Annotated in this window: 25 protein-coding genes; 9 read left to right on the forward strand and 16 right to left on the reverse strand. The window is 61.2% G+C overall.

Going from position 1 to position 26,824, the window contains the following annotated elements; translation table 11 throughout:
• Window positions 1-56 precede the first annotated feature (56 nt).
• Window positions 57-467, reverse strand: coding sequence for a hypothetical protein (locus tag FQ192_RS02045; RefSeq protein ID WP_149657150.1), 411 nt, complete (start codon window positions 465-467; stop codon window positions 57-59).
• A gap of 45 nt (window positions 468-512) precedes the next feature.
• A complete protein-coding gene (locus FQ192_RS02050) occupies window positions 513-917 on the reverse strand; it encodes a hypothetical protein (RefSeq protein ID WP_149657151.1) in 405 nt (134 codons plus the stop codon).
• A gap of 226 nt (window positions 918-1,143) precedes the next feature.
• Here FQ192_RS02050 and FQ192_RS02055 point away from each other — a divergent pair, with 226 nt between their 5' ends.
• From FQ192_RS02055 to FQ192_RS02075, 5 genes are all read left to right on the forward strand, one after another.
• Window positions 1,144-4,365, forward strand: a complete 3,222-nt coding sequence (locus FQ192_RS02055; protein WP_149657152.1) for an efflux RND transporter permease subunit — start codon at window positions 1,144-1,146, stop codon at window positions 4,363-4,365.
• A complete protein-coding gene (locus tag FQ192_RS02060; protein WP_149657153.1) occupies window positions 4,355-5,521 on the forward strand; it encodes an efflux RND transporter periplasmic adaptor subunit in 1,167 nt (388 codons plus the stop codon). Before FQ192_RS02055 ends, FQ192_RS02060 begins: the two co-directional genes overlap by 11 nt.
• The gene (locus FQ192_RS02065; protein WP_149657731.1) at window positions 5,505-6,917 is read left to right on the forward strand and encodes an efflux transporter outer membrane subunit; all 1,413 of its coding nucleotides are present in this window, start codon (window positions 5,505-5,507) and stop codon (window positions 6,915-6,917) included. Before FQ192_RS02060 ends, FQ192_RS02065 begins: the two co-directional genes overlap by 17 nt.
• Window positions 6,918-7,116: 199 nt before the next feature.
• Window positions 7,117-7,587 carry an RNA methyltransferase gene (locus tag FQ192_RS02070; RefSeq protein ID WP_010462134.1) on the forward strand — a complete coding sequence of 157 codons (471 nt, stop codon included), beginning with the start codon at window positions 7,117-7,119 and terminating at the stop codon, window positions 7,585-7,587.
• 77 nt (window positions 7,588-7,664) lie between these two features.
• Window positions 7,665-8,042, forward strand: a complete 378-nt coding sequence (locus FQ192_RS02075) for a DUF2892 domain-containing protein (RefSeq protein WP_149657154.1) — start codon at window positions 7,665-7,667, stop codon at window positions 8,040-8,042.
• Between the two features lie 253 nt (window positions 8,043-8,295).
• On the opposite strand, the gene FQ192_RS02080 is transcribed toward FQ192_RS02075, so the two are convergent.
• Together FQ192_RS02080 and FQ192_RS02085 are read right to left on the reverse strand one after the other, a co-directional pair.
• Complete coding sequence (locus FQ192_RS02080) at window positions 8,296-9,525, reverse strand: hypothetical protein (protein ID WP_149657155.1); 1,230 nt, start codon at window positions 9,523-9,525, stop codon at window positions 8,296-8,298.
• A 144-nt stretch (window positions 9,526-9,669) separates the two neighbouring features.
• Window positions 9,670-10,119 carry a YcgN family cysteine cluster protein gene (locus FQ192_RS02085; RefSeq protein ID WP_149657156.1) on the reverse strand — a complete coding sequence of 150 codons (450 nt, stop codon included), beginning with the start codon at window positions 10,117-10,119 and terminating at the stop codon, window positions 9,670-9,672.
• Between the two features lie 280 nt (window positions 10,120-10,399).
• Here FQ192_RS02085 and FQ192_RS02090 point away from each other — a divergent pair, with 280 nt between their 5' ends.
• Window positions 10,400-10,993 (forward strand): nitroreductase family protein, encoded by a 594-nt coding sequence (locus FQ192_RS02090; protein WP_149657157.1) that lies wholly within the window; start codon window positions 10,400-10,402, stop codon window positions 10,991-10,993.
• A gap of 177 nt (window positions 10,994-11,170) precedes the next feature.
• Here FQ192_RS02090 and FQ192_RS02100 read toward each other — a convergent pair whose 3' ends face one another.
• The 6 genes from FQ192_RS02100 to FQ192_RS02125 all read right to left on the reverse strand — a co-directional run bounded on the left by FQ192_RS02100 (window position 11,171) and on the right by FQ192_RS02125 (window position 17,695).
• Window positions 11,171-12,103: a D-2-hydroxyacid dehydrogenase gene (locus FQ192_RS02100; protein WP_149657158.1), complete on the reverse strand. Its 933-nt coding sequence runs from the start codon at window positions 12,101-12,103 to the stop codon at window positions 11,171-11,173.
• Between the two features lie 109 nt (window positions 12,104-12,212).
• Window positions 12,213-12,506: a YcgL domain-containing protein gene (locus tag FQ192_RS02105; RefSeq protein ID WP_133837473.1), complete on the reverse strand. Its 294-nt coding sequence runs from the start codon at window positions 12,504-12,506 to the stop codon at window positions 12,213-12,215.
• On the reverse strand, window positions 12,503-13,636 hold the full coding sequence (gene rnd, locus FQ192_RS02110) for a ribonuclease D (RefSeq protein ID WP_149657159.1): 1,134 nt from the start codon (window positions 13,634-13,636) through the stop codon (window positions 12,503-12,505). Before rnd ends, FQ192_RS02105 begins: the two co-directional genes overlap by 4 nt.
• A 123-nt stretch (window positions 13,637-13,759) precedes the next feature.
• Window positions 13,760-14,422 carry a class I SAM-dependent methyltransferase gene (locus FQ192_RS02115; protein ID WP_149657160.1) on the reverse strand — a complete coding sequence of 221 codons (663 nt, stop codon included), beginning with the start codon at window positions 14,420-14,422 and terminating at the stop codon, window positions 13,760-13,762.
• Window positions 14,423-14,495: 73 nt separating this feature from the next.
• The gene (locus FQ192_RS02120) at window positions 14,496-16,145 is read right to left on the reverse strand and encodes a phosphoethanolamine transferase (protein WP_149657161.1); all 1,650 of its coding nucleotides are present in this window, start codon (window positions 16,143-16,145) and stop codon (window positions 14,496-14,498) included.
• 167 nt (window positions 16,146-16,312) lie between these two features.
• Window positions 16,313-17,695: a glutamine synthetase family protein gene (locus FQ192_RS02125; protein ID WP_149657162.1), complete on the reverse strand. Its 1,383-nt coding sequence runs from the start codon at window positions 17,693-17,695 to the stop codon at window positions 16,313-16,315.
• Between the two features lie 650 nt (window positions 17,696-18,345).
• Between FQ192_RS02125 and FQ192_RS02135 the strand changes: the two genes are divergently transcribed.
• Window positions 18,346-19,530, forward strand: a complete 1,185-nt coding sequence (locus FQ192_RS02135; RefSeq protein WP_149657164.1) for a cyanate transporter — start codon at window positions 18,346-18,348, stop codon at window positions 19,528-19,530.
• Between the two features lie 203 nt (window positions 19,531-19,733).
• Window positions 19,734-20,669, forward strand: a complete 936-nt coding sequence (locus tag FQ192_RS02140) for a LysR family transcriptional regulator (RefSeq protein ID WP_149657165.1) — start codon at window positions 19,734-19,736, stop codon at window positions 20,667-20,669.
• Between the two features lie 4 nt (window positions 20,670-20,673).
• Here the strand turns inward: FQ192_RS02140 and FQ192_RS02145 are convergent, their stop codons facing one another.
• From FQ192_RS02145 to FQ192_RS02170, 6 genes are all read right to left on the reverse strand, one after another.
• Entirely contained in the window at window positions 20,674-21,039 is a 366-nt protein-coding gene (locus tag FQ192_RS02145) for a 5-carboxymethyl-2-hydroxymuconate Delta-isomerase (protein ID WP_149657166.1), read from the reverse strand.
• A gap of 85 nt (window positions 21,040-21,124) precedes the next feature.
• On the reverse strand, window positions 21,125-22,063 hold the full coding sequence (locus tag FQ192_RS02150; protein ID WP_149657167.1) for a LysR substrate-binding domain-containing protein: 939 nt from the start codon (window positions 22,061-22,063) through the stop codon (window positions 21,125-21,127).
• Window positions 22,064-22,136: 73 nt separating this feature from the next.
• Window positions 22,137-24,245: a DUF6311 domain-containing protein gene (locus FQ192_RS02155; protein ID WP_149657168.1), complete on the reverse strand. Its 2,109-nt coding sequence runs from the start codon at window positions 24,243-24,245 to the stop codon at window positions 22,137-22,139.
• The gene (locus FQ192_RS02160; protein ID WP_149657169.1) at window positions 24,242-24,628 is read right to left on the reverse strand and encodes a GtrA family protein; all 387 of its coding nucleotides are present in this window, start codon (window positions 24,626-24,628) and stop codon (window positions 24,242-24,244) included. The genes FQ192_RS02155 and FQ192_RS02160 overlap by 4 nt, the downstream gene beginning before the upstream one ends.
• A complete protein-coding gene (locus tag FQ192_RS02165; protein WP_149657170.1) occupies window positions 24,625-25,335 on the reverse strand; it encodes a bifunctional 2-polyprenyl-6-hydroxyphenol methylase/3-demethylubiquinol 3-O-methyltransferase UbiG in 711 nt (236 codons plus the stop codon). The genes FQ192_RS02160 and FQ192_RS02165 overlap by 4 nt, the downstream gene beginning before the upstream one ends.
• A gap of 3 nt (window positions 25,336-25,338) precedes the next feature.
• Entirely contained in the window at window positions 25,339-26,307 is a 969-nt protein-coding gene (locus FQ192_RS02170) for a glycosyltransferase family 2 protein (protein ID WP_149657171.1), read from the reverse strand.
• Window positions 26,308-26,585: 278 nt separating this feature from the next.
• Between FQ192_RS02170 and FQ192_RS02175 the strand changes: the two genes are divergently transcribed.
• Window positions 26,586-26,777, forward strand: a complete 192-nt coding sequence (locus FQ192_RS02175) for a DUF1508 domain-containing protein (protein ID WP_007958030.1) — start codon at window positions 26,586-26,588, stop codon at window positions 26,775-26,777.
• The last annotated feature ends 47 nt before the right edge of the window (window positions 26,778-26,824 follow it).

Raw genomic sequence — 26,824 nt, forward strand, 5'->3', positions numbered from 1 at the left:
GAGCAAGCGATGCTCCTACAGGGGCTATGTTCGGCACACCGCCGTCGCGCAGCGGCTTATCCCGGCATGCACTGGAAATCGCCAGTCTGCGCCAGTTGCTTGCCGTGCGAATCCTCAAGCCGCGCGCTCACCTCCTCGCCCAGACTCGACTCTACCAACCGGTAATGCTCGCCAGCCTTGAACTGCGGGTAACTGACCTTGCCCTCACAATCCTCCTGGTTCGAATCGCCACTCGGCATCTCGAACAACGTCACCTCCAGGTCATGGGCGCCGGGGGCCACTTCGAAGAAGCGGCCGTCATCGATACGCTGGCCATCCACCCGTTCGGCCAGCATGTCATTGGGCGCCTCTTCCTGCAGCCCGATCCAGGCCATGCCTGGATCGGGTTTGGGCATCGGCCCGGCGCAAGCGGACAACAGACAAACCAGGCTCAGGCCCGGAATCAACAGCAGTGGTTTAAGTGTCATTGCAATGACCTTCCTTCATGAAAAAACAACCTTGAAACGCCGGGCCTACGAGCACTGAAAACGATCGCTCTGCGCCACCTGTTTGCCGTGGGAGTCCACCAGGCTGGCGCTGGCCGACAAGCCTGCGCTGGACGCATTCATCTGGTAGCGCTCACCCGCCTGAAAGTGGCTGTAGTCCAGGCGCCCCGTGCAAATAGGTTCCGCCGAGTTGCCATCGGTGCCGCGGATCAGCGTCACGTCCAGCCGATGAACGCCGGGCTTGACCTCGAAATAACGTCCGTCTTCAACGCGCTGGCCATCGATCTTTTCCGCCAGCACGTTGGTGTTTCCCGGTTGTTGCAGATCGATCCAGGCTTCGCTCGGGTCCGACTTGGGTTCCGGGCCGGCACACGCCGATAACAGGCAGATCAGGCTCAGGCCGGGGACCAGTAACAGGGGTTTGAGCGTCATGGCAAAACACCTCGAAAGTTGAGCGTCGATGCCGCCGTCAGGTGTGACGACGGGCCATCGGCTTGAGGTGAAGAGTGGCGGGCTAGAGCGGCGCGGACAAATGAAGACCCATGAAAGGTTTTTCAGGAAAACGTTAAAGATTTCTTCATCCCCGTGAAGGCAAATCTTTAAGTTGCACACGCAAGACTGCCGGGCAATTGCATTCAAGACCTCGGAGGTTTACGGCATGCTCGGGCTGGTAAAGACTGCACTGCTCAAGCCCTACACGTTTATCGTGCTGGCAATTTTCATCTGCATCATCGGGCCGATGGCGGCCCTGCGAACGCCCACCGATGTGTTTCCCGACATCGGCATTCCGGTCATCGCCGTGGTCTGGCAGTACAACGGCCTGGCGCCGCAGGACATGGCCGGGCGGGTGATCTACACCTATGAGCGCTCCCTGAGCACCACGGTCAACGACATCGAGCACATCGAGTCGCAATCCCTGCCGGGCATGGGCATCGTCAAGATTTTCTTCCAGCCCGGCGTCGATATCCGCACCGCCAACGCCCAGGTCACGGCGGTGTCGCAGACCGTGCTCAAACAGATGCCACCGGGCATTACGCCGCCGCTGATCCTCAACTACAGCGCCTCGACCGTGCCGATTTTGCAGATGGCGTTCTCAAGCCCCACGCTGTCGGAAGCGAAGATCCGCGACCTGGTGCAGAACAACATTCGCCTGCCCCTGACCTCGGTGCCGGGCCTGGCGATTCCGACGCCGATGGGCGGCAAACAACGGCAGATCACCCTCGACCTCGACCCGCAGGCGCTGGCCGCCAAAGGCTTGTCCGCCCAGGACGTCGGCAATGCGCTGGCTGCCCAGAACCAGATCATCCCGGTCGGCACCGCCAAACTCGGTCCCAATGAATACACGGTGCTGCTAAACAACAGCCCGAAAGCCATCGACGAACTCAACGACCTGCCGATCAAAACCGTCGACGGCGCGCTGATCACCATCGGCCAGGTGGCCCACGTGCGTGACGGCTCGCCGCCGCAGACCAATATCGTGCGGGTCGATGGCCGTCGCGCGGTGCTGATGCCCGCGTTGAAGAACGGCAATATTTCCACGCTGTCGATCATCGACGGCATTCGCCAGATGCTGCCGCGCATCAACGAAACCGTGCCGCCGTCGCTCAAGACTTCCCTGCTGGGCGATGCCTCGGTGTTCGTCAAACAGTCGGTGGGCAGCGTGGCCAAGGAAGGCATCATCGCCGCGTTGCTGACCAGCGCGATGATCCTGCTGTTTCTTGGCAGTTGGCGTTCAACCCTGATCATCGCCGCCTCGATTCCGCTCGCGGTGTTGTCGGCCATCGCCCTGCTCGCCGCCAGCGGCCAGACCCTCAACGTCATGACCCTCGGCGGGTTGGCGTTGGCGGTGGGGATTCTGGTGGACGATGCCACGGTGACCATCGAGAACATCAATTGGCACCTGGAACAGGGCAAAGCAGTGAAGACCGCGATCCTCGACGGCGCGAAACAGATTGTCGGCCCGGCGTTCGTGTCGTTGCTGTGCATTTGCATCGTGTTTGTGCCGATGTTCCTGTTGCAGGGCATCGCCGGTTACCTGTTCCGGCCGATGGCGCTGGCGGTGATGTTTGCCATGGCCAGCTCCTTCATTCTGTCGCGCACCTTGGTGCCGACCCTGGCAATGTTTTTGCTCAAACCTCACGTACCCGAGCAAGGTCCGGGGCATCACCCGGAAGATGAATTCATCAACCATCACGAGGGTGAGCAGCACCGAAAAACCCATCATCCGTTGCTGCAACGGGTGCTGAATTTCCAGCAGGGTTTCGAGCGGCATTTCTCCAACCTGCGGGACACTTACTTCGGTCTGCTGGAACTGGCGCTGGAATACCGCAAGCGGTTCCTGCTCGGGTTCCTGGCCTGTGTGCTGGCTTCGTTTGCGCTGCTGCCGAGCCTGGGCGAGGACTTCTTTCCCGCCACCGACGCTGGCGCGTTGTCGCTGCATGTGCGCCTGCCATTGGGCACGCGGATCGAGGAAAGCGCGGCGGCGTTCGACCGCATCGAAGCGCGGATCCGCGAGATCATCCCCGCCGAGCAACTGGACACCATCGTCGACAACATCGGCATCCCGCTGAGCGGCATCGACATGGCCTACAGCAACAGCGGCACCATCGGCCCCCAGGACGGTGACATCCAGGTCAGCCTCAAGGCCGAGCACCGCCCCACCGCCGATTACGTGAAACGCCTGCGCGAAGCCTTGCCGGAAAGCTTTCCCGGCAGTCACTTTGCGTTCCTGCCGGCGGACATCAGCAGCCAGATCCTCAACTTCGGCGCCCCGGCCCCGCTGGACGTGAAAATCTCCGGGCCCAATGACGTGGCGAACCGCGCCTATGCCGTGGAGCTTGAGCGACGCTTGCAGCATGTGGCCGGGGTCGCCGATTTGCGCATCCAGCAGTCCACCGGTTATCCGTCGTTGCAGGTCAATGTCGATCGACTGCGGGCCAATGGCCTGGGCATCACCGAGCGCGACGTGACCAACAGCATGGTCGCGTCCCTGGCCGGCAGTTCGCAGACCGCGCCGACGTTCTGGCTCAACCCGGCCAACGGCGTGTCCTACGGCGTGGTCGCCGCGACGCCGCAATATCGCCTCGACAGCCTGCCGTCGCTGGAAGCCTTGCCGGTGACCGGCAGTGACGGGCAATCGCAGATCCTTGGTGGTCTGGCGAGCATTTCCCGGGTGCAGAGCCCGGCGGTGGTCAGCCACTACAACATCATGCCGACCCTCGACCTGTACGCGAATGTGCAGGGCCGCGACCTCGGCGGCGTGGCCAAGGACATTCAAAAAGTGCTGGATGACACCGCTTCGATGCGGCCCAAAGGCGCGGTGATCAGCCTGCACGGGCAGATCGATGCGCTGCACGAAGCGTTCAGCGGTTTGAGCTTCGGCCTGCTCGGCGCGGTGGTGCTGATCTACTTGCTGATCGTGGTCAACTTCCAGTCCTGGGTCGATCCGTTCGTGATCATCACCGCCCTGCCCGCCGCGCTGGCCGGGATTGTGTGGATGCTGTTTCTCAGCGGCACCTCGCTGTCGGTGCCGGCCCTGACCGGGGCGATCCTGTGCATGGGCGTGGCCACGGCCAACTCGATTCTGGTGGTGAGTTTCTGCCGTGAACGCCTGGCCGAACACGGCGACGCGCTCAAGGCTGCGCTCGAAGGCGGCTACACCCGGTTTCGCCCGGTGTGCATGACCGCCCTGGCGATGATCATCGGCATGCTGCCGCTGGCCCTGTCCGAGGAACAGAACGCGCCGTTGGGCCGCGCTGTGATCGGCGGCTTGATCCTCGCCACCACTGCCACGCTGCTGTTCGTACCGGTGGTGTTCAGCCTGGTTCACGGACGTCAATCAACTCGTACTGTTGCTGGAGAAAGCTCTCATGTCGCCTGATCAAAAACCGTCGCGCAAACGCCTGATGTGGGTCGGGGTCGGCGGCCTGACCCTGGCCGCGCTGCTGGTGGCCAACGGTCTGGCCGCCCGCACTCGCCACGAGAAAGCCGTGGCCGCCTGGACTGAAACGGCGGCCATGCCGCTGGTCAGCGTGTTCCAGCCGCAACAGAACGTGCACGGCGACAGCCTGCGCTTGCCGGCGCATCTGGAGGCGTGGAGCAAGGCGCCAATCCATGCGCGGGTCAGCGGCTACCTCAAGGACTGGAAAACCGACATCGGCGCCCATGTGAAGGCCGGGCAGATCCTGGCCGAGATCGAAAGCCCGGACCTCGATCAACAAGTGGCGCAAACCCGTGCCCGGTTGATTCAGGAACAGGCCAATGCGCGCCTGGCCGAAACCACCGCCAGCCGTTGGCAAAACCTGTTGGCGACGCATTCGGTGTCGCGTCAGGAAGCCGATGAAAAACGCTCCAACGCGGCCGCCGCCAAGGCCAACGCTGATGCCGCTGCGGCTGATTACGCGCGGCTGTCGGCGCTGGAAGACTACAAGACTATTCGTGCGCCATTCGCCGGCACCATCACCGCGCGCAACACCGACATCGGCCAGTTGATCAAGGCCGACAATGACAGCGATCCGCAACTGTTCGACATCGCCGACACCCATCAACTGCGCCTCTACGTGCCGGTGCCGCAGAACTACGCCAGCGTGATCCGACCCGGCATGTCGGCTGAATTGATCGTGCCGGAGCATCCCGGCCAGCACTTCACCGCGCGGTTGCTCGGGGATTCGACGGCGGTGGATCGCCGCTCCGGCACCTTGCTTGCGCAGTTTGTCGCGGATAACCCGGACGGCGCGTTGTTGCCCGGTGACTATGCCGAAGCGACGTTGCAGATTCCCGCCGATACCCATGGTGTGAGCATACCGGCGAGTTCGCTGATCTTCCGCGCCCAGGGCACCCAGGTGGCGGTGCTGGATCCGGAGAATCACGTGCACTTGCGCGACATTCATATCGGTCTGGATCTGGGGGAGCGGCTGGTGATTGATCAGGGCTTGAAACCTGCGGATCGAGTGGTGGATAACCCGCCGGATGCGCTGCGTGAAGGCGATGCCGTGCAACTGGCCGATGCTGGAGGTGTGCATGCGCCCAAGGCTTGAGCTGCTGGTGATGGCGTTGCTGTTGCAAGGCTGTTCGATGGCGCCGACCTACCAGGTGCCGGCCATCGATTTGCCGGCGCAGTATCGCGAGCAGACCAGCGACGGTCCGTGGCACTTGGCAAAAGCGCCGCCCTTGACGTCGAACTGGTGGCAGCTCTATCGGGACCCGCGCCTGAACCACCTGCAACAGCAATTGCTCAAGGCCAACCCGGACCTGGCGGCGGCCCTCGCGCACTTTGAGGCGGCGCAGGCGTATGCCGGTCAACTGCATGCCGGGTTGTTCCCGCAGATCAGCGCCAGCGCCCAGCCGTTGCGCCAGCGTCAGTCGGACGGCAAGCCGTTGCGCGGCAGCAATCAGCCGTCGGTGTACAACAGCAATACCGCCGGGTTGGTGCTGAACTTCGATCTCGATTTGTGGGGGCGGATTCGCAATCAGGTGGCGGCGGGTGATGCCCAGGCTCAGGCGTCGGCGGACGACTTGGCGGCGGCGCGGCTGCGCCTGCAACAGCAACTGGCCACGCTGTATATCCAGCTCAATGGCCTGGATGCCCAGCGCAAAATTCTCGCCAGCTCCCTCGACGATTACACCCAGGCCCTGCAATTGACCCGCGACCGTTACGAAGGCGCCATCGCCTCGGAACTGGACCTGACCCGGGCGCAAAGCCAACTGGCCGAGGCCCGGGCGCAACTGGACGATGTGCGGGCGCAGCGGGATCTGGCCGAGCATGCGATTGGAGAGTTGGTGGGTGAGCCGGCGAGTGTTTTCCGATTGAATGCGAGCGATCAGGCATTGGGGCTTCCTTCAGTCCCCGACGCGCTGCCGAGCACCCTGCTGCAACGCCGCCCGGACATCTCGGCCGCCGAACGCCGGGTGTATGCCGCCAACGCCAATATCGGCGTGGCCCGCGCGGCGTGGTACCCGGATTTCAGCTTGACCGGGTTGCTCGGTGGGCAAACGGCGGGCAGCGGTAATCTGCTGGCCGCCGGTAATCGTTATTGGGCGTTGGGGCCGTTGGTCAACCTGCCGATCTTCGACGGCGGTCGCCTCAACGCCAACGAACGCCAGGCCCAGGCCGAGTTCGAAGAAGCGGCCGCGCATTACCGTAGCCAGGTGCTGCGGGCGGTGCGCGAAGTCGAAGACAAGCTCGGGCAACTGCGCGACCTGCAACGGGAGGCAGAGGATGAGCAAGCGGCGGTCGAGGCTGCGCAACGCACGCAGACATTGGCGATGAATAGCTATGAGGCCGGGGCGGTGAATTATCTGGATGTGGTGACCGCGCAGACCTCGGCGCTGCAAGCGCAGCGGCAGTTGCAGAGGTTACAGACACGGCAGTTGCAGGCGAGTGTCGGGTTGGTGGTGGCGTTGGGTGGGGGTTGGAACAGCGCCGAAAATTGAGGCTGGATGTGCTGGCCTCTTCGCGGGCAAGCCTTGCTCCTACGGGATTGGGGCGTTCACTCATTTGGGGTTCGACACAAACCCCAAGGAGCAAGGCTTGCCCGCGATGACAGTCGCCCGAACGCCGCCAATCCCGAAACTGCCCGCTCCCGGCCAATCCCCGTATAATCGCCCTCTTTTTCCCGAAGGCACCCCGCTCGTGGCAGACAAACGGTACAGCTGCATTGGTTTGTATAACCCCAAGTCACCGGAGAACGTCGGTTCGGTGATGCGCGCCGCGGGCTGTTATGGCGTGGCGTCGGTGTTCTACACCGGCAAGCGCTATGAGCGCGCCGCCGACTTCGTCACCGACACCAAGCGCGTGCACTACGACATTCCGCTGATCGGCATCGACGACCTGAAAAAGATCCTGCCGCTCGGCTGCGTGCCGGTCGCCGTGGAACTGGTCGAAGGCGCGCGCTCACTGCCGGAATACACCCACCCGGATCGCGCCCTCTACATCTTCGGCCCGGAAGACGGCTCGCTGGATAAAGAGATCCGTGATTGGTGCGAAGACGTGGTCTACATCCCGACCACCGGTTGCATGAACCTGGCGGCCACGGTCAACGTCGTGCTCTACGACCGCATGGCCAAAGGGCTGAACACTCGCTCGGGGGCGAAATTCCGCTGACTCACCGCACATCCGATGGAACAAGCGGCGCGCCTCGGCAGTCAGCTTAATTATCCTTCCCAGCCTGGAGACAGATCATGAGCGAACTCAAACGCGTAGAACGCATCGAATCCACCCCGTTCCAGACTCGCCACGAACAGAACGTCGAGGGCTGGGAGCGCATCGGTTCCCTGGCCGGCGGCGTGGTGATGGTCGGCAAGGGCCTGCGTCGCGGCGGTGTGTTTGGCTTGATTCAAGTGGCGATCGGCGGCGTGGCCCTGGCCCGTGGCATTACCGGGCACAGCTCGGTGAAAAGCCTGCTGGAGAAAAGCCGCCAGGACATGAACAACGTACGGGCGAAGATTCAGCGGGCGGGGGAAGAGCTGAGCCAGTTGAAGGCCAATGCCGAGGCGGCGACCCATACCGCTACGGTGACCGGCAATGATTCGTTGAAATCGCCGAAAGCCGGGGTTTAACCCCCCGTCCTGATCGTTCCCACGCTCCGCGTGGGAATGCAGCCCGGGACGCTCCGCGTCCCTTTCCAGCGATGGAACGCAGAGCGTCCCCGGAGGCATTCCCACGCGGAGCGTGGGAACGATCAATCCGGATATCGCGGTGAGGTTGATGGCCTCTTCGCGGGCAAGCCTCGCTCCTACGGGTTGAGGTCGTTCACATAATGGGTGAGCGACTCATGTCCTGTAGGAGCGAGGCTTGCCCGCGAAGGCTGCGTTACTGAAGCAACTCGGTATCGAGGACTTTGGAAGGTTCGCCAATCACGCTCTCCGCGAGCTGAACAAATTCCTTGGTATCGACGCTTTCCAGGTGCATCGCCCCACGCTGTACATCATCCAGCGAGCGTTTGTTGCGGGTCTTCAGGCGAATCTCGCGGTCCAGTTCCTGTAGCAGCAACACAGCCTTGGCCATCTGCGCCGGGCTGATCTGCGAGCCGCGCAAAGTTGTCACCTTCTGGCTGTCCTTGGCCAACTTCTTCTGCAAAGCCTCATAGCGCTCATCACTCATGCCACCCCCGCGGCGCACCAGTTCGATGGCGTAAAACTCGGCCAGGCCTTCACTGATCCAGTCGCTGTGCTGGCGGTCATTGACCCGCCCGAAGACTTGCGCCAATTCACGCACCAACGGGCTGGTGCCGTTTTCGCTGACCAGCGGCAAGCGGCTGTTGAGGTAGATCGACTCCCGCGCCGCCAGGCTGCCGCGCCACATCGGGTCGTTGGCGCCGACGATCAGCAGTTTGCTCGGGTGACGGGGGAACACGGCCTGGGCTTGCGGCCAGACAAAGGTCAGCAACGTCAGCACGTCCATGCGGCGCATGCCCTGCCCCAACGGCGAGGCGACGGTGACTTCGGTTTCCCCCAACCGGGTGCGACGGCTGCCGAGGTGGCCGGCGAGCATCCAGCCGGTCGGGCGGTCGAACAACCGGGACACGTTGTTGATACGGAATTTGTTCTTGCCGATCCGCGGCCAGGCGGTTTCGACGCTTTTCCAGCCGTTGGGCAATTCGAATTCCAGGCGTGACACCAACTCGACGCCGTCCTGCTGATCGAGCTTGGCCGCCGGCACCAGGTCGTCACCGCGCATCAGTGCCCAGGTCGGGGTCATGCGCGTGTCGAAGCTGCCGTTCTTGCGCCCGTGGCTGATGCGCACGCGGTAGGTCAGGCTGGCTTTGTCGGCGGCCGGGTGCCAGACACCGCGAGCGGTTTTCCCCGGGGTCAGTTGCCATTGGCCGTCGGCCTTGAAGTCGCTGTAGTGGCTGCCGTCGCCCAGGTCAAAGTCGAGGCTGCGTACTGCCGAGCCTTGGGCGAGGGTCAGGCGCACTTCGGCCTGATCGCTTTGGGGCAACAGGCGCACGTGATAATCCAGATCGACCTTCTTCGCCGCCCACACCGACGAACTCAGGGCCAACGCCCCGACGGCCAACGCGAGCCGCAATCCCACAGCCATACACACTCCTTATGTGGCGAGCGAGCTTGCTCGCGCCGGGCTGCGTAGCGGCCCCAAATTTTATTAATCACTGATGGTTTTGTGAGTGCTGTGCACTTAAGCGGGAGCAAGCTCCCTCGCCACAGCAAGCTCCCTCGCCACAAATTAACCCGCGCGGAAAATCAGGTGATCTTCCCAATCGTCTTCCGGCACGCTGCCTTCGGCGAGCATGCGCCCGGACTGGGAGATACGTTCGTGGTGCACTGCCTCGCGATCGCCGCACACCAAGTGATGCCACAGCGGCAGGTCCTTGCCTTCGCTGACCAGCCGATAGCCGCAGGTCGGCGGCAGCCACTGGAACTCTTCCGCCTTGCCCGGCGTGAGCTGGATGCAGTCCGGCACGAATTCGCGACGGTTCGGGTAGTCCGTGCACTGGCAGGTGTTCAGGTCCAGCAGTTTGCAGGCGATGCGCGTGTAGTAGACGCTGTTGTCTTCTTCATCTTCGAGCTTTTGCAGGCAGCACAGGCCACAGCCGTCGCACAGCGATTCCCATTCCTGGGGATCGAGTTGATCGAGGGTTTTGCGCATCCAGAACGGTTCGATTTTGGCGACCATGGTTCAAGCATCAACATCAGGTGGTGAAAAGGCCGCCAGTCTAGTGCCCCAGGCCTTGCGGGCCAAGCGCCGGCGACTGTCGGTAGAACGCTCTTGTCAGTTTTTGCGCCGCCGCGTAGCTTTGCCAGTCGCAACGAGCCAAACCCGAAGGCCATTAACGCGCAACCGCGTTGCATTCCGGTGAACTGCCACGGCTCATGAAAACCTCATCGCTCAGCTCAACTGCGGCCGCAGGTTTTTACTTCGACAGTCTTACTCAAACGTAGCAAGGAACCTCTGCATGAGTGCCAACCCACGCGTCGCCGATTACGCCATTCACCCACAGTTCACCGATCGCTGGTCGCCACGGGCGTTTACCGGCGAAGCCATCCCGGAAGAAACCCTGCTGAGCTTCTTCGAAGCCGCGCGCTGGGCGCCGTCGGCTTATAACTCGCAGCCTTGGCGGTTTCTGTATGCGCGTCGCGATACGCCAAACTGGGAGCGTTTCCTCGGCCTGTTGAACGAATTCAACCGTGGCTGGGCGCAACACGCCTCGGCGCTGGTGATCGTGATCTCGAAAACCACCTTCACCGCACCGGGCGCCACCGAAGAAACCCCGGCGTTGTGGCACACCTTCGACACCGGTTCGGCCTGGGGCCACCTGGCGCTGCAAGCGAGCATCAGCGGCTGGCACACCCACGGCATGGCCGGGTTCGACCAGGAACTGACCCGCAAAGAGCTGAACATTCCCGAGGGTTATGCACTGCACGCTGCGGTGGCCGTTGGCAAACTGGGGGATAAAGCGACGTTGGCGGAATATCTGCAAGCCCGGGAAGAACCGAGCCCGCGTCGGCCGTTGAGTGAACTCGCGGCAGAAGGCAGCTTCACCCTCTAACCCACTACCCCGATCGCCTGATCGCCTGATCGTTCCCACGCTGTGCGTGGGAATGCATCCTGTGACGCTCCGCGTCACTTGCGAAGCGGAACGCGGAGCGTCCCTGGCGGCATTCCCACGCAGAGCGTGGGAACGATCACGGGGGCAAGCCCCCTCGCCAAGTTGATTGGAGTGGGTTCAATACCCGCGATTGAAATCCACTTCCCCGCGCAGCGCTTCACCCGCCTCGTACGCCCGCAGGTTCTCGACAAACAGGTTCACCATCATCGATGGCGAGGTCGGTGCCGAGCTGTGGCCGGTCAGGAGCAAGCCCCAGGCAGTCCAGAACGGATGCCGTTGCGGCAAGGGCTCCTGACGGCAGACGTCGATCACCGCGCCGGCCAGATGCCCTTCTTTCAAGGCTTCGACCAAATCCGCATCCACCACCGCCACGCCGCGCCCGACGTTGATGAACACAGCCGTCGGCTTGAATTGCTTGAACAGTGCCGCGTCGTACAGGTCGTGGGTATTGGGTGTGTTGGGCAGCAGGTTGATCACGTAATCCACTTCGCCAACCAGGCGCGGCAAGTCAGCCAGCGCGCCGACTTCAACGAATGGCGCCTGTTCCCGGGCTTCGCTGGCGATGCCGTACAACTCGACGCCAAAGGGTACGAGGAACTGCGCCACGGTCTGGCCGATGTCGCCGGTGCCGACGATCAACGCCTTGCGCCCCGCCAGGCTTTGCCCCTGACGACTGTCCCATTTGCGCTCGACCTGGCTGACCAATCGCGCCAGTACTTCGCGCTCGTGGCCGAGCATATAAGTCAAAACGTATTCAGCCATGACCTGGCCGAAAATCCCCACCGCCCGTGTCAGGCGATAGTGGCGTGGCAGGCCGTCGGCCAGCAGCGGCGTAATGCCGGCCCAGGTCGATTGCAGCCACTGTGGCTGGTGGCTCTGACGCAGCAGGTTGGCCAGCAAGTCCGGCTGGCCGAGCCAGATCGGGCAATCGGCGGCCTGGCGGGCGAGTTCGGCGGAGTCGCCGCTGGTCAGCACTTCCAGCTCGGGCGCTGCCTGACGCAGCAGTTGGGCGTACACAGGGTGGTCGTGTTCAGCAATCAGAACGCGCATGGTTCAAACCTTTCGAAAACAGTGCAAACGGCCACCGCGCTGTCGCGGCGGCCATCGCCAAAATCATTCCAGTGTTTCATACAGGCTCTGAACGGAACCTGTCTGCCGCTCACATCGGGTCGTTGCGACGCAGCAACTCTTCGGGCAAGTGTTCGATGTACTCGTCCTCGGCCGGCGGCATCTGCAAGTGGTAACCCTGCTTTTCAAGGTTTTCCAGGACCACGGTGATGTCCTCGCGCGACAGTTTGCGCTCGGGGCTCAGCACCAGGTCGAAGGCGTGATGGGGCTTGCCGAACGCCGCCATCAGCGATTCCGGGACGCGCTCCAGTGCATCGCTTTTGAGCACATAGAGGTACATCTCGTTTTTCTTCAGGCTGCGGTAAATGGAGCAAATACGTTTCAAGGCTGTTCTCCGGCGGTGGCCAGGCTGTCGAGCAGCGCCTGGCCCATCAATTCGCGGCGCCAGCCACGCAGCGAATCAGGCAATTGGTAAGGACCGTTGGGGTAGCCGCTCTTGAGCAGCGCTTCCAGGGTTTTCTTGCGCAGCATCAGTTCTGGCGCGATGTTCAGGCGCTCGGCTTCGGCCTGGCCGATGGCCCGCAGTTGCTTGACCAGCGTGGCGGCGTCCACCGGCAACGGCTCCGGCACCGCCGGCGGCCATTGATCCGGCGACACAGTGGCAGAACGCTTGATCAGATCAAGCAGGAATTCGCCGTCCTGACGCACGGTACGTGGGTGCATGTCTTCGATTTTCGCCAGCGCGCCGAGGTTGTCCGGCTGAGTCCGGGCCAGCGGCCACAAGGAATGCTCACGCACGATGCGGTTGCGCGGCAGATCACGGGCGCGGGCCTCATGCTCGCGCCAGGCGCAGAGTTCACGCAATACGGCGAGTTGGGCGCGGGACAGCTTCCAGGCCAGTTTGGCTTCGCGGTAGACCTCGTACGGATCGACCTCGCGGCGCAGGTTGGCCACCAGTTCGGCGCCGTCCTCCAGCACCCAGCTGTATTTGTCTTCGGACAGCTTCGGTTGCAGGCGTACGTAGACTTCCGCCAGATGCAGGGCATCTTCGGCGGCGTAGCTGATCTGGGTGTCGGACAGCGGACGTTGCAGCCAGTCGGAGCGGGTCTCGCCCTTGGGCAGGTCGATGCCGAGCACTTCCTGGACCAACCGCGAGTAACCCATGGAGAAGCCGAGGTTCAGATAAGCGGCGGCCAGTTGCGTGTCGAACAACGGCGCCGGCAGGCTGCCGGTCAGGCGCAACAGGACTTCGAGGTCTTCGCTGCACGCGTGCACGACTTTGACCACGGCCGGGTTTTCCAGCAGCGCGGCCAAGGGTTGCCAGTTGTCGATGGTCAGCGGATCAATCAGGTAAGCGCGTACGCCATCGCCGATCTGCAACAGGCCGGCAATCGGATAAAAGGTGTCGACCCGCATGAATTCGGTGTCGAGGGCAACGAATGGCAGCTTTTGCCACTCGGCGCAAAACTGACCGAGGCTATCGTTGTCGCGAATCCAGTGAATATCGATGGCCACACGGCTCTCCCTTGAAGAATGGCGCGCAGTATATATCGCCCCCGGCGATTTCCGCGCATCCACTGCACAAGAGCTTTAGCGAAAAACCCTACAAAAGGGCAAGAAGCGTCTGACGAAGGGAGGTTATCCGGTCTTACGCAGTACGTAGACCCGCATCCGCGCGCAAGCGGGAAAGAAGTCCTGATGACTGAGCAGGCTGAAACCCGCTTGCCTGAACTCGGCTTCCACCACGGCCTTGCTCTCCAGCGGCGTGGGCATGGCGCCCTGCGCAGCGCTGGGCCGACGCTGGAAGCGGCTGGCGAGGCGCACCGCAACAATCACCGTGTCACGACTGACGCGGTGAAACTCCCCCAACATGGCCAACCGGTGTTCAGGGCTGGCGATATGTTGAAACAGTTGCATGCAAATCATGCTGTCGACTGCGTTCGCCGACAAACCGATGGTGAACGCCGAGCTCTGGAAGGTCTTGATCCGCTCAAGCAAATGCGCCGGATGATGGGTGCGTGCGTGATCGAGCATGTCCTGGGACGGGTCCGACGCCAGGATCACGCGGTTGCCGTGCTCGGCCAGCACCGGCCAGAAACGCCCGACACCACAGGCCACGTCCAGCAACAAACCCGGTTCACCAGCGACCTTGAGCGCATTGCGCACCAACTGCTCGACGCGCCAGAACGCCAGGCGCCCGGCCAGGCCACGGGGTTGCGGCTGCAGGCAGACGCGTGCGTGTTCCTGATCGTAGCGCCGGGCGAACTCAAGCTCGACAACAGATGGGGGCAGCGCGGACATATACAGGGGCTCTTATTGGAAGATCTAACGGCCGCAGGTTAGCGACCAGCCTGTGAAAAATAAGTCGAAACCCTCATTTCCTGGCCAGCACGCCATCGATCACAGGCGCGCGGCAGCCGGCGAACATGTCCAGGTCCGGGTTGTAGACCTTGCTGTCGACCTCCAGCAGACCAATCATCGAATGGAACAGATTGTCCTGGCTCAGGGGTTTTTCCCGACTCATCTGCAGGCAATGAGTGTCCACCGAGAACGAGCGTTGATAGCTGTCGGAGAACCACGCCAGCATCGCCACATGTTTCTGTTGCTCGGGCGCCATCATGTACGGCGTGCCGTGGAGGAACAGGTTGTACTCACCCAAAGACTCGCCGTGGTCGGACAGGTACAGCATCGCGGTATCGACCTTGTCCTGGTTGCTGCGCAACAGATCGATCAGGGTCGAGAGCACGTGGTCGGTGTACACCAGGGTGTTGTCGTAGCCATTGACGATGCTTTCGCGACTGCAATTGTTCAGCGCATTGCTTTCACACACCGGCGTGAAGTGTTCGTACTCTTTCGGGTAACGCTTGAAGTATTCCGGGCCGTGGCTGCCCATCTGGTGCAGGACCAGCACGGTGTCTTTGTCCAGGGTGTCGATAAAGTGCTGCAAACCTTGCAGGAGAATTTCATCGCGGCATTCGCTGCTGGAGCACAGCACCGGGTCTTTCAAGTTGCTGACATCATCGATCGTCACCCGATCACACGTGCCTTTGCAGCCCGACTGGTTATCGCGCCAGATCACGTCCAGCCCGGCGCGCTTGAGCACATCCAGCAAGCCTTCTTCATTCTTGGCCTTGCTGGCGCTGTAGTCTTTGCGCCCCATGTTGGAGAACATGCATGGCACCGATACTGCGGTTTCCGTGCCGCAGGAATGCACGTCAGTGAAGGCGATCAGACCCGCTTCTTTACTCAACTTGGGGGTGGTGTTTCGGTCATAACCCAGGATGCCGAAGTTCTCGGCCCGGGCACTTTCGCCGACCACCAGCACTGTCAGGGATTTACGGCCGTGGGTCTGCCAGGTCAGGTCCTTGCGGGCGTCCTCGCCGATCTTGACGAAGGGTTGTTGTGCCGATGCGACCTGTTCACGCAAATAACCGGCCGACGCGCCGATGTAGTTGCTCGGCACCACCATCAGGTGCAGTTCATGGTGATTGCGAAACAGCGATGACAGGCCCTGGTAATTCACCAATGCGACGCCACCGACCACCACTACGGAGGCGACACTCACCAATGCCTTACTTAATAGATCACGATGCCAGGCGCGATAATTGATCGGTGTTTTCCACACTAACCACGCGGGCAAAACACCCAACAAAACAATGTAGACAAACAACTTTATCGAGAGTAAATCGCGCACTTCCGTGGCATTGGTTTCGGCGAAGTTGCGAAACATGCCGGCGTCGATCAATACGCCATATTGGCTCATGAAATACGCCACGCCCGCACTGACCATAAAGATCAACATCAGCAGCGGCTTGAGCAGCGGCCGGAACGCCAGCAGGGTCAGGACAATATTGAACGCGCCAAGCACCATCACGCCAAACGCCACGCGCATGGCAATGCCCTGGGCGTCCGAGGCAGTGATTTCGAAAAGATGCTGCCAAAGCACCAGGTTAAACCCGGCCAATAAGAACGCACTGGCAATCAGTGTCACCCACTCGGGGCGCACGGCTTTGAATTTCAACATGCGGATCGACTGTTCCTGAAAAGAAGTGCCGCCGGAAATGTGAAAATTTCATTTTCCGCGACAGCACAAACTTTAAGCAGCGAACCATCAATTTTTCGTGAAAAAGAAGCCAACGATTAGTTGGCTCCGGATATAACCGTGAAACGCTTAAAGTCATTCAGAAACGGTCAGGCCTGGTTCAGGTACCAGCGCCAGTCCTGCTCGCCGACCTCGCCCATGAACTGCCGATACTCGGCACGCTTCACCGCCAGGTACACCCCCAGAAACTCGGCGCCGAACGCTTCCCGCGCCCAATCCGAACCTTCCAGTGCGCGCAGGGTGGTCAGCCAGTCGGTCGGCAGTAGCTCCGTGGCCTGGGCGTAGCCGTTGCCTTCCACCGGGGCGCCGGGGTCGAGTTGCTCGCGGATGCCACGGTGAATGCCCGCCAGAATCGCCGCCGCGGCCAGGTACGGGTTGGCATCGGCGCCGCAGATGCGGTGTTCGATGTGCCGGGAGAACGCCGGCCCGCCGGGGATGCGCAGGCTCACGGTGCGGTTGTCCACGCCCCAGGTGGCGGCCAGCGGCGCGTAGCTGTTGGTCTGGAAGCGCCGATAGGAGTTGGCGTTGGGGCAGAACAGCAGCAACGAATCGAGCAAGGTGCCGAGCATGCCACCCACCGCATGTCGCAGCAGCGGCGTGCCGTCGGGCGCTTCGCTGGCGAACAGGTTGTTGCCGTCCTTGTCCGCCAGGCTGACGTGCATGTGCATGCCGGTGCCGGCCAGGTCATCAAAAGGTTTGGCCATAAAGCACGCGGCCATCCCGTGCTTGTGCGCTACGCCTTTGACCAGCCGCTTGTAACGCACCGCTTCGTCCATCGCCTGCAAGGCGTCGGTGCGGTGTTCGAGGGTGATTTCTACCTGGCCCGGCGCGTATTCGGAAATCGCCGTGCGTGCCGGGATGCCCTGGAGTTTGCAGGCGCTGTAGAGGTCGGCGAGGAACGGCTCGATCTGTTCCAGCTCGCGCAAGCCGTAGACCTGGGTGGCCCGCGGCCGGCCGCCATCGACGTCCCGCGCCGGTTGGGGTCGGCCGTTGCTGTCGCGCTTTTGATCCAGCAAGTAGAACTCCAGCTCCGCCGCCATCACCGGGTAATAGCCGTCGGCCTGCAAGCCTTCGATGACCTTGGCCAGCAAGTGCCGTGGGTCGGCAATCGTGGCCGGCATCCCTTCGGTGGGGTGCATGCTCACTTGGACCGCCGCCGTCGGAATCAGCCGCCAGGGCATGCGCTGCAAACTGCCGCTGACCGGATAGGCGCGGCAATCGATGTCGCCGACGTCCCACACCAGGCCGGAGTTTTCCACATCGTCGCCGTTGATCGTCAGGCCCAGAATGGTGCTCGGCAATGGCCGGCCGCTTTCGTACACCGCCAGCAGTTCATCGCGATGCAGCAACTTGCCCCGGGGTACGCCGTTGTTGTCGAGGATGAACAACTCGAACATCTCGATATCCGGGTTCTGTTCCAGAAAGGTCAGGGCTTCTTGCTGCGTGGCAAAGGAGGTCGTGGCACAACTCATGGGAATTCTCGTTTTTCCGTGTCAGGCAAACGCACAGGCGTCAGCGATTTGATCCCGACGTGTGGCGCGGGGACCTGTAGGAACAATCAACGGGAAACGCAGGAATCCGGCGGGCGCGCATGACGACAATGCCACAGCGCCCAGAAGGCCAGTTCGGAAGGAAGTGCAGAGAGGTTTGGCGCGGTGGCAGGCCGGAACCGACGACCACGGCTGGACGCACAAGCGCCGCTGGATGCCGGGTGGTGGAGTGCGACTGGCCAACCGTCCATAGAAAAAACCGCAGAAAACAGATGAGCCGCAGCGTCACACGGGTGGAGGGTGGGTTAAATCGGGAATTCAAGAACTTTGGTTGCGGGTTGGCTAAACATACTCCTGAGATCGCCACGAATCCTTGTGGCGAGGGGGCTTGCCCCCGCTGGGTTGCGCAGCGGCCCCAAGCGCGTTTTTCAGTCACGCCGTGCAGCATCCTTTACGACTGCTGCGCAGCCGAACGGGGGCAAGCCCCCTCGCCACAGGTTTCTCGTTGCTCGCTCTATTCCTGCACACCAACGCAACACCTATTTAATTTCTAAATACCACCCCCGACTTTCTGATTTGCCGCCGCCCTGCCCCTCCCGCCTAATCGGGGCCTTGTTTTGTAAGGTCCGCTCATGGAAAACGTTCGCGCAACAGCCCGCCCTGCCCTGTGGTTGATGGTCAGCATCATTCTGGTCGCCTTGAACCTGCGGCCTTCCATGGCCGCCGTCGGTCCGTTGTTGTCGGCGATACGCGGGGATATCCCGTTGAGTTTCAGCCTCGCGTCGCTGCTGACGATGCTGCCGGTGATGGCCATGGGGCTGGCGATGTTTTTCGGGATCGGCATCAGCCAACGCCTGGGCGAGCAGCGCACCGTGGTGCTGTCGCTGCTGATTATCGGCCTGGCCACAGCGTCGCGACTCTTCCTCGGCTCCGCCGCCGAACTGATCGTCAGCGCCATCGCCGCCGGCGTCGGCATCGCGTTGATCCAGGCATTGATGCCGGCGCTGATCAAATCCCGCTTCAGCGACAACGTCGCCGTGTGCATGGGGCTGTATGTCACCTCGATCATGGGCGGCGCGGCGATTGCGGCGTCGTTTGCGCCGTTGGTGATGACCCATACCGGCAGTTGGCGCACCAGCCTGGCGATCTGGGCGGCGCTGGCCGTGCTGGCGTTGCTGTTCTGGACCGCCCAGCGCAAGACGACCCTGACGCTACCGGCGCAGGCACGGCGCGGCGAATCCTTCTTCGCCAATTCCCGCGCCTGGTTACTGGCGATCTTCTTCGGCCTCGGCACGGCGTCCTACACCTGTGTGCTCGCCTGGCTGGCGCCGTATTACGTGGAGAAAGGCTGGAGCGAACAGAACGCCGGATTGTTGCTGGGCTTTCTGACGGCCATGGAGGTGATATCCGGCCTGCTGACCCCGGCCATCGCCAACCGCAGCCGCGACCGACGCCTGGTGCTGGTGGTGTTGCTGGGGCTGATCATGGCCGGTTTCTGCGGCCTGATTCTCAGCCCGCAACACCTGAGCCTGCTGTGGCCGTGCCTGCTGGGCCTGGGTATCGGCGGGTTGTTTCCGATGAGCCTGATCGTGTCGCTCGATCACCTGGACAACCCTCAGCGCGCTGGCAGACTGACGGCCTTTGTGCAAGGCATCGGCTACCTGATCGCCGGCCTCTCGCCGCTGATCGCCGGGCTGATTCGCGATCAGTTGGGCAGTTTCGAATGGGCCTGGTGGTCACTGACCGGGGTCATGGCGCTGATGATAGTGATGGTCCTGCGCTTCGATCCACGGCACTATGCCAAACACATTCACTGACCCGCCAACGCGGGGGCCTGAGGCTAGAGGCCTCTGGCCATGTTTGCGGAGATTAAAATCGTAGGTCGTGTTCACAACATTTTCTGTCCCACACCTGAACGTGAAACTTCCTACAGGCCATTCTCCTGGCACCATCGTTCCGTTAGGATCGTTCGCACACGTTTGCGCACTGTCAGCGCAAGGAGCACAGCGAGACAGAACGGATGCTGAACAGTAACTTGCTTAGAAAGCTCGATATGCAGGACCTCATGGTGTTTGTCGCCGTGTATGAGCAAAGCAGCGTCACCGGTGTGTCGGAGGCCCTCTTCGTCAGTCAATCCACCGTGAGTTACTGCCTGAAGAAACTACGGACCAGTTTCGAAGACGAGTTGTTCATCAACACCCGCACCGGCATGCGCCCCACCTACAAAGCCAGCACCATGTATTCCCACGTGCTGAAGATCCTTGAAAGCATCAACTTGTGTCACGCCGGCGCCCAAGTGTTCGACCCGACCGCACAGCCCGTCACCTTCAATATCTGCGCACCGGAATACTTCGAGCAATTGATCCTGCCGCGCCTGTTGAAGCGTTTCGATTTCGCGGACCTGCCGGTGCTGGTCAACATGCATAAGTTCGAAACCGATATCCCGGCCGACGAACTGCGCGATGGCAGCCTCGACCTGGTGATCTGTTTCGGGCCGAACTTTCATTGCAGCCACACCGACCTCAAGTCCCGCAAGCTGCTAGAAGACGATCTGGTGTGTGTCTTCGACAAGCGCGCCACGCCGCTGGAACCGCGTTTAAGCCTGCAAGCCTTTACCGAACGCCGTCACGTGTTCCCGACGCCCTGGACCTCGACCACCAACATGGTCGACGGCTGGCTGGCGCGGCAGGCGCAAAAGCGCCAGATTGTGGCGCGATCCAACAGCTACAGCGCGGCGCTGAAGATGATTACCGGCACGGATTTCATCCTGACCCTGCCCCGGCGCATCCAGCGCTTGCTGGCCAACGAGGCGGTATTCAAACATTGCGAGGCACCCAACGGGTTGCCGGGTTTCACCCTCGACATGCAGTGGAGCCAAAGCGTCGACCAGGACAGCGCCAACACCTGGCTGCGCGAACAAGTGGCCTTGGCCTGCGCGGAGCAACAAGCCGCCTGAACACTCAGAGGCCGATGGCCGTCTTGGTGTAGGACTCGCGGTCGATGTCGAGGATTTCCACACACAACTGGACTTCAACCCCCGTCGGCCATTCACACAAATCCTGCACAACGGCCAACAGGCTTTCGGACAGCTGCTTCTTGACCTGCGGCGGGCGACCACTGAGCAACGCCAGTTTCACATGCACAAACGCCCGCTCACCCAACGCGGTGCCGACCTTGAAGGTCTCGACCTTCACGGCACGGCTCTTGATATCGAACTCCGCCGCAAACTGACCGGACCCCACCAACGTATTGTTGAGCCGGATCAACGCCACGTCGGCGTTCAGCTCGGGCAGGTTGGCGGTGTATTCCATGTGCAGGTGAGGCATGACGGTGCTCCTGTGGATGGGAAGAAAGGGCCTACATATATCACAGAGCCGGGCTACGCTCCGGCGGCTTCTTTGGACTCGATTATCAGAGTGAACCGGTAGTGTGCAGGTCGGCCAGGCCACGCTCACTCATGAACGCTTCCAGGCGCGAACGCAACCAGCGTTCGGCCGGATCGGTGTCGACATGACTGAGCCAGACCATGGACAGGTCCAGGGTCGGAGTCTTGAACGGGAAGGGTTCCTGGAACAATTGACCGGACGCCGCCATGGCGGTGGCGGTGTAGTCCGGCAAGCTGGCAATCAGGTCAGTCCCCGCCAGCAAGGCCGGCAACGAGCTGTATTGCGGTACGGAAAGCACGACGTGGCGCTTGCGCCCGATCTCCGCCAGCCACTCATCGGCATAGCCACTGACGTTGGCGGTGTGGGACACCAGCACGTGCGGGCGTGAGCAATATTCATCCAGCGTCAGCGGCGTGTCGGACGCATCGGCACGCAAGATGCTGGGCAGGATGTGTCGCAGCAGTTTGCGCTTGGCATTGGCCGGCAAACCGCGGGTCTGGCTGATGCCGACGGTGATATCGCCGGAGGCCAACAGGTCGGGAATGCGCCAGTAATCGACATGCTGGACCACGAACACCACCTTAGGCGCTTCATGGCGCAGGGCGCGCAGCAGCGGCGGCAACAGGCCGAACTCGACATCGTCCGACAGGCCGATCCGAAAGGTCATGGTGCTGCTGGCCGGGTCGAAATCGTGGGTCAGGCTCAGGGCCACTGACAACGAGTCCAGCGCCGGCGACAGGTGCAGGATGATTTCTTCGGCCCGGGCCGTGGGTTCCATGCGATGGCCGACGCGAATGAACAGCGGATCGTTGAACATCGTGCGCAAACGGTTGAGCGCGGCACTGATGGTCGGCTGACCGAGAAACAGTTTCTCCGCCACCCGCGTCACGTTGCGTTCCAGCATCAAGGTCTCGAACACCACCATCAGGTTGATGTCGGCCTTGCGTAGTTCATTGCGATTCATCCACTGCACCCCGGTCCCCAAGACTCCGGGCAGTGTAGAAAGGCGCGGCAAGTGCGTCTACGTGCACAAACGTTCAATTGACCGTCAGGGCTTTAAGGCCCATCGCCAGTTTGCGTGGGTCGCGACTCAAGCCGGACGCTGATGGGCTGACCGCATCGGCGAACTGGAACTGCAGACGCAACATCCCTTCGCTGAACACACGTTGCTTCATCGCCTCGGTCAGGTTCACATCGATCACGTTGCCATCAGCCTTATCCAGCACGGTTGTCACTGCCGACAGGCCGTTAATGCTGATGACCGCACCCTGCCTGGCATGGCCCGGAGGTAGAAACGCCGTGGTTTCAAGGCGCAGCGTGCGTGCGGATGGGGGGACCCGAAACACTATCTCAGCGCTGGTCTCTTCAGACCAGGTGCCCCAGAGTTCAGACTCCGACCAGCCATTGGCCAGCAACGGCTTGCCTTCGCCCCCGACATTGAACAGCTTTTTATGTCCGGGTTGGACAACGGGAAGCAAGTCGGCGGGCGGAATCTGCGCAATCGTCTGCGGGCAATCCGCGCATTGCTTCCAGCCAGGTGCCAACACGGTAAAACCATCGATTCTGGCAAAGAGATCGGTCTCGGTATTCACGGTCGGGACCGCTTGAAGCAATGCGCGGTCGTCGAGCAGGTACAACGAGTCCGCCTCATATTGCCCCGTCGCGAACGCCTTGCTCGCCTTCTGGTTGGCCTGGCGCCATTGATTGAGATCCATGCGCCCCAGGTACACGGCATCGGTCGGCAAACCATGTTTACCTGCGAACGCAGCAACGTTCATCCATTGCGGCGACAGGTTTTGCGGCACGATCCAGCGTACTTTGCGGTAATGGGAAGCCGCGCTGTTCCAGAACGGGTCGACAAAGGGGCTGGCCCACTCGGACGCCGGGGGCGCCATCAGTCTTTTGCGAATCATCGACCAGCCGCTGTGGGTATCGAGCACCTGGATCAACACCGCGATCATGAGCAGGCACGTCGCCGCTCGTGGCCGATTGGAACGAATCACCAGGAAAATGATGGCCAGGATAACGGCGTAGTACACCGGCCAGAACATTCGTCCTGACGCACGAAAAATATTCGCGATGGAGATAACCGCCGAAGGCAGCGGATAGGCAAACTCCAGCGATCCGAAAGCGATGTGGTTTGAAACGGAAAAAATCCCCAGCCCAATCAACGCCAGTAACAAAAATGGCCGTTTGCGTACTGCCGCGCCAAACCCGGTATTGCCTTGCAGATAGCCGAGCAAGGCACAGATCGCCAGAAACAGCAGCCCCAGGCCGAGGAAACCATAACCTTCGCCGTCACCCGGTGCGCCGGGAATGTCCTTCAACAAGTAGGACCAGGTGACAGGGGCGAACAACGACAACAGATTGGCCCGATACAGGCCAAAGCCATCGGAAATCGCGCCGTCGCCCCCGACGGAGAAATACGCCGCTTGCCAGCAACAGAAACTGACCAGTGAAAACAACAGCGCAAACTCGATGAGCACCGCTCGCAAGGTCAGTTTTTGCTTGATGTATTTTGCGGCGAGATCGGCGATCCAGATCAGCGCAACCATGGCCAGAAAATACGCATGGATCAACGCCGCCGCTGCCAACAAAGCGCCCCAGGCCAGACGCCGTCTGTTCAATTGCGGATGCAGGCTCAGGTACAACGCGGCGAGAATCAGGAAATGCCCACCCAATGACAGATGCACCGGCATGCGCATGATCATTGGCGGTACAAACAAAAACAACACGGTACTGGCGGCACGCATGGCGACGCTGGGCGTAATCAGTCCTACCAGTTTCCAGGCGAACCACGCCTGCAAGACAAAACAGGCCAGGAACCATATGCCGAAATACTGGAAAGGCTCAGGCAATAGCGCAGCAAACGGCTTGAACAAAAAAGCCAGCAGCGGATTGGAGTCAGAGAAAATGATGCCATTGCCCAACTCCAGGCCGTAGGTGGGATTCAGGCCGATCGGAAAGGTCCATGGCGACTGCCTGAAAAAGACCCAACCCAGATAATGCGTAGCCGGGTCGCCCGTGCCCAGCCAGGCAATGTTCTGCGGATTGAGCGCCCGCGGCCCAATCACGATGAAAAAAGCCAATACCCCCATCAGCAATGGCAGCAGCGTGACAGCCCAGCGCTTTCCCGAATCCTTCATCGATACGTCCAGAAATTATGCAATACGAAGGTAAACGCCGGGATTGTCAGCGCCACCGCGCCAATCCCCAGCAAATAATTGAGCCCGGCGATTTGCGCCGCCCAGGCCACGAACATCGCCAGCAAGAACCCCGCCGCCGAGACCATCATGAAACGCAGCAGTGTGCGGCCATGCAACCGGGCGGAAAAACTCCAGGTCGTGTTGATCAGGTAAGACGCCACCGTCGCCACGGCAAATGCCACACCATTGGCCAGGGGCGGCATCGGCATCACGAAATTGATGAACAGCACAGCCACGACCGCGTGAAGCGCCGTGACAAACAACCCGGTCACGGCAAACCTCAACGCTCTTTTGATCAACGCTGACTTTTCGGCTGAGGTCACGGCTTCTGCGCCAGCACAAACACCGTGAGGCCGGCCAGGCGATTGGCCCCCATGAACGGCAGCTCGATGCTGCACAGGGTCTTCAGAATTGAATTCACCACCGGATGATGCTGCTTGAGTTGCGAACGCGGCGGCGACGGTTGTGTGCCCTTGGGCAACAGCCGCAGGGTGGCCGCAATCGGAAACACCGCGCCGAAGTAGTAAGCGCCCTGCTTCACCGTCAAACCGGCGTCCCGGGCCACGGTTTCAAACTGCGCCAGGGTGTAACGGCGTTTGTGTTCCAGAAAATCATCGTGCCCGCTCCAGAGAAACTGGAACGCCGGCACCGTCATCAGGAAACGGCTGCCGGACGGGACTTTATCGACGTAAGCCTTGAGCAGCCCGACGTCGTCATCGACATGCTCCAGCACGTCCATCAGCAGCACCAGATCGGCGTCCACCGCCTCGATGCCGCGACGGTAATGCACCGGTTTCCCGGAGGTGCTGGCGTCGGAATCGGCGTCGTAGCTGATATCCACGCACCAGGCTTCATTCGCGGCGGTGTGGGTCAGCAGGTGGTGAGTGAAAAACCCGGAACCGGCACCGACATCGAGAATCTTCCTGATGGGCGTGTCGCCCAGCAAACGCTTGGTCGCCGCCGCTTTGGACGCGTAATACCAGTGCTGATCAATGCTTGAACCGAGGATGTCGGTTTCCTTGAGATCCATGGTTCAGTCCTTGGCGTTATAGACACGGCGCACCAGATAAACCGGCCGGCGTTTTGATTCGATATAGGTGCGGCCCAGGTATTCGCCGAGCACCCCGATGCCGATCAGTTGCAGGCCACCGAGAAAGGTCACGGCCACCATCAGCGAGGCATAACCCGGCAAGTCGATGCCAGAAATCAACGTGCGCAAGATGATGAAAATGGCAAATGAGAAAGACACCACGGACACGAACGCCCCCAGATAGGTCCAGACCTTGAGCGGGTCGGTACTGAAACTGGTGATGCCCTCCAGCGCGAAATTCCACAGGCGCCAACCGTTGAACTTGGTTTCACCGGCGACCCGTTCCGGGCGCTCATAATCGACATGCGTGGTGCGAAACCCGACCCAGGCAAACAAGCCTTTCATGAAGCGCCGGGACTCGGGCAGGGTCTGCAAGGCATCGACCACACAGCGGTCCATCAGCCGGAAATCGCCGACATCCTTGGGCAGCGGTTGATCCGCGATTTTGTTGTGCAGGCGATAGAACCAGTTGGCCGAGGTTTTCTTGGCCCAGGAGTCGGTCTTGCGACTCACACGATGGCCCAGCACCACTTCATAGCCTTGGCGCCACAGGGCAATCATCTGCAGGATCACTTCCGGCGGGTCCTGCAAATCGACGTCGATTGGCACCACCACCTGGCCGGTGGCTGTTTGCAAGCCTGCGGTCAACGCCGCTTCCTTACCGAAATTACGGCTCAGATCGACGATCCGCACACGCGGGTCAGACGCCTGGCGTTCCAGAAGAATGTCCAGAGTCGCGTCGGTACTGCCGTCATTGACGAACACCATTTCCAGACCGACCAGCGCCTCATCCTTGAAGACGTCAGAAATCCGCGCGATGAACAGATCAATGGTCGCCGCTTCATTGAACACCGGGATGACGAGCGAAAGCGCCACATGCCCGGCGAGTTGCGTTCCGTGCTGATGAGTCAATGGATTGCTCTTTTTTATAGTGATTTTTCAACAATCTTCGGTCGCCGGGGTGTTTTCCAGCGCCATGAGCCGAGTCGTATTAAGCAGGAGCATGCAGGGTGATGCAAGGGCGAAACTGCGGCGGTTTTGGCCATTCTTTCAGAGCCCGGCCAGCTGTAGGAAAAGCCCTCAAATCATTGGAAACAAATGCCCGATGGCCAAAAAAACCAGCTCCGCTAGGCTTGCTGACATGCGGCACACAGGTTGTCGCAATTGACCCATCGCATGGAGCGAGCTGAATGTATTTTGAGATTTACAGGCAATCGAAAGGCACCCCGAGCACAGGAAAAGGACAGTGGCGCTGGCGGCTACGGGCGGGGAATCATGAGACGGTTGCCAGTGGGGAGTCATATGTGAACAAGGCGGACTGTTTGCATGTGATCGAGTTGATCAAGGGGGTGCAGGGGGAGACTCCAGTCAAGGAAATCTAAAGGATTGAGCCGGCTGCTCATGCTTGATGGGCAGCTCCTGGATCCCG

This window comes from Pseudomonas sp. ANT_J12, assembly GCF_008370045.1.
Classification (GTDB): Bacteria; Pseudomonadota; Gammaproteobacteria; order Pseudomonadales; family Pseudomonadaceae; genus Aquipseudomonas.